We start from the raw sequence: 4,922 nt of genomic DNA, 5'->3' as shown, positions 1-4,922 counted from the left end.
GACGATCGTGCTACAAGGGGCGGCCGCTGTGGCCGCCCCTTTGCTTTGTGATCACATGACCGACGCCGCCACACCTCTCTCCCAGACCATCCTGCGCGGGCTTGCCTGCAAATGCCCGCGCTGCGGACAGGGCAAGCTGTTCGCAGGTTTCCTCACGCTTGCGCCCGCGTGCGCGCGTTGCGGCCTCGACTACGCCTTCATCGACAGCGACGACGGGCCGGCGATCTTCATCATCATGATCGCAGGCGCGATCGTCGTGTTCACCGCGCTGATCATCGAGGTGAAATACCAGCCGCCGTTCTGGGTGCATGCGGCGCTGTGGATACCGCTGATCCTCGCGGTGACGTTGTGGCCGCTGCGCGCGGCGAAGTCGCTCCTGATCGCACTGCAATTCCACCACAAGGCCGCCGAGGGCCGCCTCATCGACCGCGCGCCGAAATGACGGGCTCGCTGTCGCGTCACGATAGTCTCGTAGGGGGGGCTAAGCGCGTCTTGCACCAAAGCGCGCCAGGCAAAGAAGGAAGCGTGCCCACCATCGCGAGCCGTGCTGTCGAGACAATGGTGGGCACGGCGCTTCGCGCCTTAGCCCACCCTACGACCTACGATCGCTGCGCTCCCCTCCCCCTTGCGGGCAGGGGTTGGGGGAGGGGGTCCCACGGGCAGTGGCGCGTGTGGCTTACCCCCCTCCCTAACCCTCCCCCGCAAGGGGGGAGGGAACACACTTCCGTCGCCGCAGCATCGTGCTTCTCTCGTGCTTCGAGTGCCGGTAAGCGACGATGAGCTCCGCACTCCGCAAATCCGGCATCGGCTTCGGCATCTTCACGCTTGTCATGGTCGCGCTGTTCGTCGGCCTCGGCGTCTGGCAGCTCGAGCGCCGCAAAGAGAAGCATGCGCTGATTGCGGCGCTCACCGAGCGGCTTGCCGCTGAGCCCGCGCCGCTGCCGCCGCCATCGCAGTGGGCCGCCTTGACGGCGGCGAGCGACGAATTCCGCCGCGTCACCTTCACGGCGACCTATCCGCGCCTGCCCGATGCGATGGTCTATACCGCCGGCTCTGCTGTGCGCGAGGACGTCTCCGGTCCCGGCACCTGGGCCTTCCTGCCGGCGCAACTGCCTGCTGGCGAGCTCGTGGCGATCAACGCCGGCTTCGTCGAGAACACGATGCAGGATCGCGGCGTCGAAGACCGCGCGGTGGCAAGACTGGTCACCGATCAGCCGGTCACGCTCACCGGCTATCTCCGCTTTCCCGAAAGCGCAGGCTGGCTCACGCCTGCGGAAAACCCGGCCAGGCGGCTCTGGTTCGCGCGCGATACCAATGCGATGACGCGCGCGCTGGGCTGGGACAAGGATGGCAAGACAGTCGCGCCGTTCTACGTCGACCTGGAATCGCCGATGCCGCCAAGTGGCGTCCCGAAACCCGGCCCGCTGCAGGTGCATCTGCGCGACGACCACGTGCAATATGCCATCACCTGGTTCTCGCTCGCCGTCGCCGTGGTGATCGCCTTCGCCGTCTGGCTGCGCGGCCGGCAGCGTGCCGGCCGGATGATCTCCGACTCCTGAGCTATCGGTCGCGGGCTCATCCATCCCGCGCCCTGACATAGCTGCGCTCGCCGCTTTGCGGGTCAAACCAGACGTCGAGCGTCTCGCCGGATGAAGGATCGACGAAGCGCTCCTCGGTCTTGACCCAGCCCGGTCCCGGCGCGGCATCGAGCGGCTGGCGCTTGTAGCCGCCCCGGCGGAACAGGAACCAGATCGCGAAGGGCAGCAGGATCATCAAGCACCAGATGACGAAGACGGTCATGAAGTGGGCTCGATCACCGCCGCTGTTCCGTAGGCTACGATCTCGCTCATGGTGGTGCCGATTTCGGCGCTGTCGAACCGCATCATCAATATCGCGTTCGCGCCCATCGCCGTCGCATTCTGCACCAACCGGTCCAGCGCGTGCCGGCGCGCCTCCTCCAGCATCTGGGTATATTCATGGATCTCGCCGCCAATGATGGAGCGCAGCCCGGCCATGACGTTGCCCCCGATGCCGCGGCTGCGCACCACGACGCCAAAACATTGCCCCAGCATCCGCACCGTCCTGTGCCCGGTCACGTTCTCGGTTGTCACAACGATCAATTGAGCCTCCCATTCGGTCTGACCAGTAGAAGATGCGTAGCCCGGATGAGCGCACCCGATAACCGGGACTGTTGCGCTTTGATCCCCCGCATCGCTTCCGCCTTCGCTCTTCGAGCTTCGGCGGACGAGTCGCTCACGCGGGCTACAGATCTGTCTTATGTCGCCGCCGATCCTGAGATGGTTTTGAGGCGCGAAAGCCCGATCCGACGATTCAACCCGCGCGCGGCATGTCTGCCACATGCCCGCTTGACGCCTCCTGATTCCATCTGTATGTTCCCGTTCTGTTCCATCCCATTCGAGGGGCGTCGCGACCGTCACGAACGTTGGGGTGGAATGCGATGGACGCGTTGATGCGGCGTGACGAGCCGCGTGGGCGCGGACGGCGAAGCCGTGCGGTCCTGATCCCTCGACGCTGGGATCAAGTCCCGCGGGACTCACAAGGTCCGGCGAGGCGACGGTGACCAGAGAGCCCGAGCACCGGGGAGACCACGGAATAAGTCGTAACACCATCGCGCAGGGAAGGCCGGATCATCCGGTTGAGCCTGTGGTAACTGCCGCCTGCGTTTCTTGTTGCAGGCGGGCCGCGGGTGTCAGCCGATGCCCGGTCTTCCCTGCGCCCTCGTCCTCGAGGGCGGCACCGACGAGCCAAACCTCGGGCGTCATCCGCGCCGCGAGAACGCGATTGCTCGTGCCGGATCGTCTCCATCCGAACACCGTCCAAGGCCCGAAACCGGGCCGATTCCGGCCTCCCGCGGGGCTTGCAGATTGCAACGGTTGTTTCCCACCGCCTGAAAACCCTCTATGGTGCGCCGTCACTTTCACCCGGTTTGATGTCGAATTTGAATGCAAATCAAAGGCTTAAGGATCGATCGAAGCCTTTGGAGGGCGGCTTGACGCGCTACGTCTCGACCCGTGGGGAGGCCCCCGCGCTCGGCTTCTGTGACGTGATGCTGACCGGGCTCGCCCGTGACGGCGGCCTCTACGTGCCCGAAACCTGGCCGCAGCTCGCCGGCGAGACCATCGCCGGCTTCTTCGGCCGGCCCTATTGGGAGGTCGCGGTCGACGTGGTCCGCCCGTTCGTCGGCGGCGAGATCTCCGATGCCGATCTCGGCGCGATGGCGAATGAGGCCTATGCCACCTTCCGCCATCCCGCGGTGGTGCCGCTCGACCAGATCGGGCCGCGTCACTTCGTGCTGGAGCTGTTTCACGGGCCGACGCTCGCCTTCAAGGACGTGGCGATGCAGCTCATCTCCCGCCTGATGGACCATGTGCTGGCCAGGCGTGGCGAGCGCACCACCATCGTGGTCGCGACCTCGGGCGACACCGGCGGCGCCGCGGTCGAGGCGTTCGCCAACCTGGCGAACGTCGATCTCATTGTGCTGTTTCCGCACGGCCGCATCTCCGAGGTGCAGCGGCGCATGATGACGACGACGGCTGCCGCCAACGTTCACGCGCTCGCGATCGAAGGCACCTTCGACGACTGCCAGGCGCTGGTGAAGGGGATGTTCAACCACCACGGCTTCCGCGATGCCGTGTCGCTGTCGGGCGTCAATTCCATCAATTGGGCGCGGATCGTGGCCCAGGTGGTCTATTACTTCACCTCGGCGGTCGCGCTCGGCGCGCCGGCGCGCACGGTCGACTTCACTGTGCCGACCGGCAATTTCGGCGACATCTTCGCCGGCTTCGTCGCCAAGCGCATGGGCCTGCCGGTGCGGCGGTTGCGCATCGCCGCCAATGTCAACGACATCCTGCCGCGCACGCTGAAGACCGGCCATTACGAGGTGCGCGAGGTGCATGCGACCACCTCGCCCTCGATGGATATCCAGGTCTCCTCGAATTTCGAGCGGCTGCTGTTCGAGGCGAGCCGGCGCGACGCCGGAGCCGTGCGGCGGTTGATGGAGCAGCTCAAGCAGTCCGGCCGCTTCGTGCTGCCGGACGCGATGCTGGCTTCGATCCGCGAGGAGTTCGACGCCGGCCGCGCCGACGAGGCCGAGAGCGCGGCCGCCATTCGCGCCGCCTGGCGCGAGGCCGGCGATCTCGTCGATCCGCACACCGCCGTCGCGCTCGCGGTCGCTGACCGCACCGATACCGATTCGCGGATCCCCAACATCGTGCTGTCGACGGCCCACCCTGCAAAATTCCCGGATGCGGTGGCGGCGGCCTGCGGTGTCAGGCCGCAACTGCCGGCCTGGCTCGGCGGGCTGATGACACGGCCCGAGCGGGTCAGGATCATGAACAAGGACCAGGCGGAGGTCGAGCGGTTCGTGCGGTCGGTCAGCCGCGCGGCCAAGCAAGGAGTAGCCGGATGAGCGTCGAGATCACCAAGCTTGCCACGGGCCTCACGGTGGTCACCGACACCATGCCGCATCTGGAGACCGCGGCGCTCGGCGTCTGGGCCGGCGTTGGCGGCCGCGACGAGAAGCCGGACGAGCACGGCATTTCGCATCTTTTGGAGCACATGGCGTTCAAGGGCACCACGCGGCGCAGCGCGCGCGAGATCGTGGAAACCATCGAGGCGGTCGGCGGCGATCTCAACGCCGGCACCTCGACCGAGACCACGGCCTACTATGCAAGGGTGATGAAGGCCGATGTGCCGCTCGCGCTGGACGTGCTTGCCGACATCCTCGCCAACCCGTCCTTCGAGCCGGACGAGCTCGAGCGCGAGAAGAACGTGATCGTGCAGGAGATCGGCGCGGCGCAGGACACGCCCGACGATGTGGTGTTCGAGCATCTGAACGAGCTCTGCTATCCCGACCAGCCGATGGGCCGCTCGCTGCTCGGCACCGCGAAGACGCTGAAGCG

At 66.5% G+C, this 4,922-nt stretch carries 6 protein-coding genes; 4 read left to right on the top strand and 2 right to left on the bottom strand.

All coding sequences use genetic code 11. The annotated features are described in order from the left end of the window. Window positions 1–55 precede the first annotated feature (55 nt). Both JOY90_RS20950 and JOY90_RS20945 read left to right on the top strand, forming a co-directional pair. Entirely contained in the window at window positions 56–442 is a 387-nt protein-coding gene (locus tag JOY90_RS20950) for a DUF983 domain-containing protein (RefSeq protein WP_291693015.1), read from the top strand. A 334-nt stretch (window positions 443–776) separates the two neighbouring features. Next, entirely contained in the window at window positions 777–1,559 is a 783-nt protein-coding gene (locus tag JOY90_RS20945; protein ID WP_291693014.1) for an SURF1 family protein, read from the top strand. A gap of 16 nt (window positions 1,560–1,575) precedes the next feature. Here JOY90_RS20945 and JOY90_RS20940 read toward each other — a convergent pair whose 3' ends face one another. Further along, window positions 1,576–1,800 carry a hypothetical protein gene (locus tag JOY90_RS20940; protein ID WP_291693013.1) on the bottom strand — a complete coding sequence of 75 codons (225 nt, stop codon included), beginning with the start codon at window positions 1,798–1,800 and terminating at the stop codon, window positions 1,576–1,578. Then, window positions 1,797–2,120, bottom strand: a complete 324-nt coding sequence (locus JOY90_RS20935) for a heavy metal-binding domain-containing protein (RefSeq protein WP_291693012.1) — start codon at window positions 2,118–2,120, stop codon at window positions 1,797–1,799. Before JOY90_RS20935 ends, JOY90_RS20940 begins: the two co-directional genes overlap by 4 nt. 890 nt (window positions 2,121–3,010) lie before the next feature. On the opposite strand from JOY90_RS20935, the gene thrC reads away from it, so the two are divergent. After that, window positions 3,011–4,429: a threonine synthase gene (gene thrC, locus JOY90_RS20930; protein WP_291693011.1), complete on the top strand. Its 1,419-nt coding sequence runs from the start codon at window positions 3,011–3,013 to the stop codon at window positions 4,427–4,429. Further along, the coding region (locus JOY90_RS20925; RefSeq protein ID WP_291693010.1) for a pitrilysin family protein at window positions 4,426–4,922 on the top strand (497 nt) is incomplete at its 3' end. The genes thrC and JOY90_RS20925, both read left to right, overlap by 4 nt.

Origin of the sequence: Bradyrhizobium sp., from assembly GCF_019242285.1 — a bacterium.
Lineage (GTDB): Bacteria > Pseudomonadota > Alphaproteobacteria > Rhizobiales > Xanthobacteraceae > Bradyrhizobium.
This window is presented reverse-complemented; position numbering and strand designations above follow the sequence as displayed.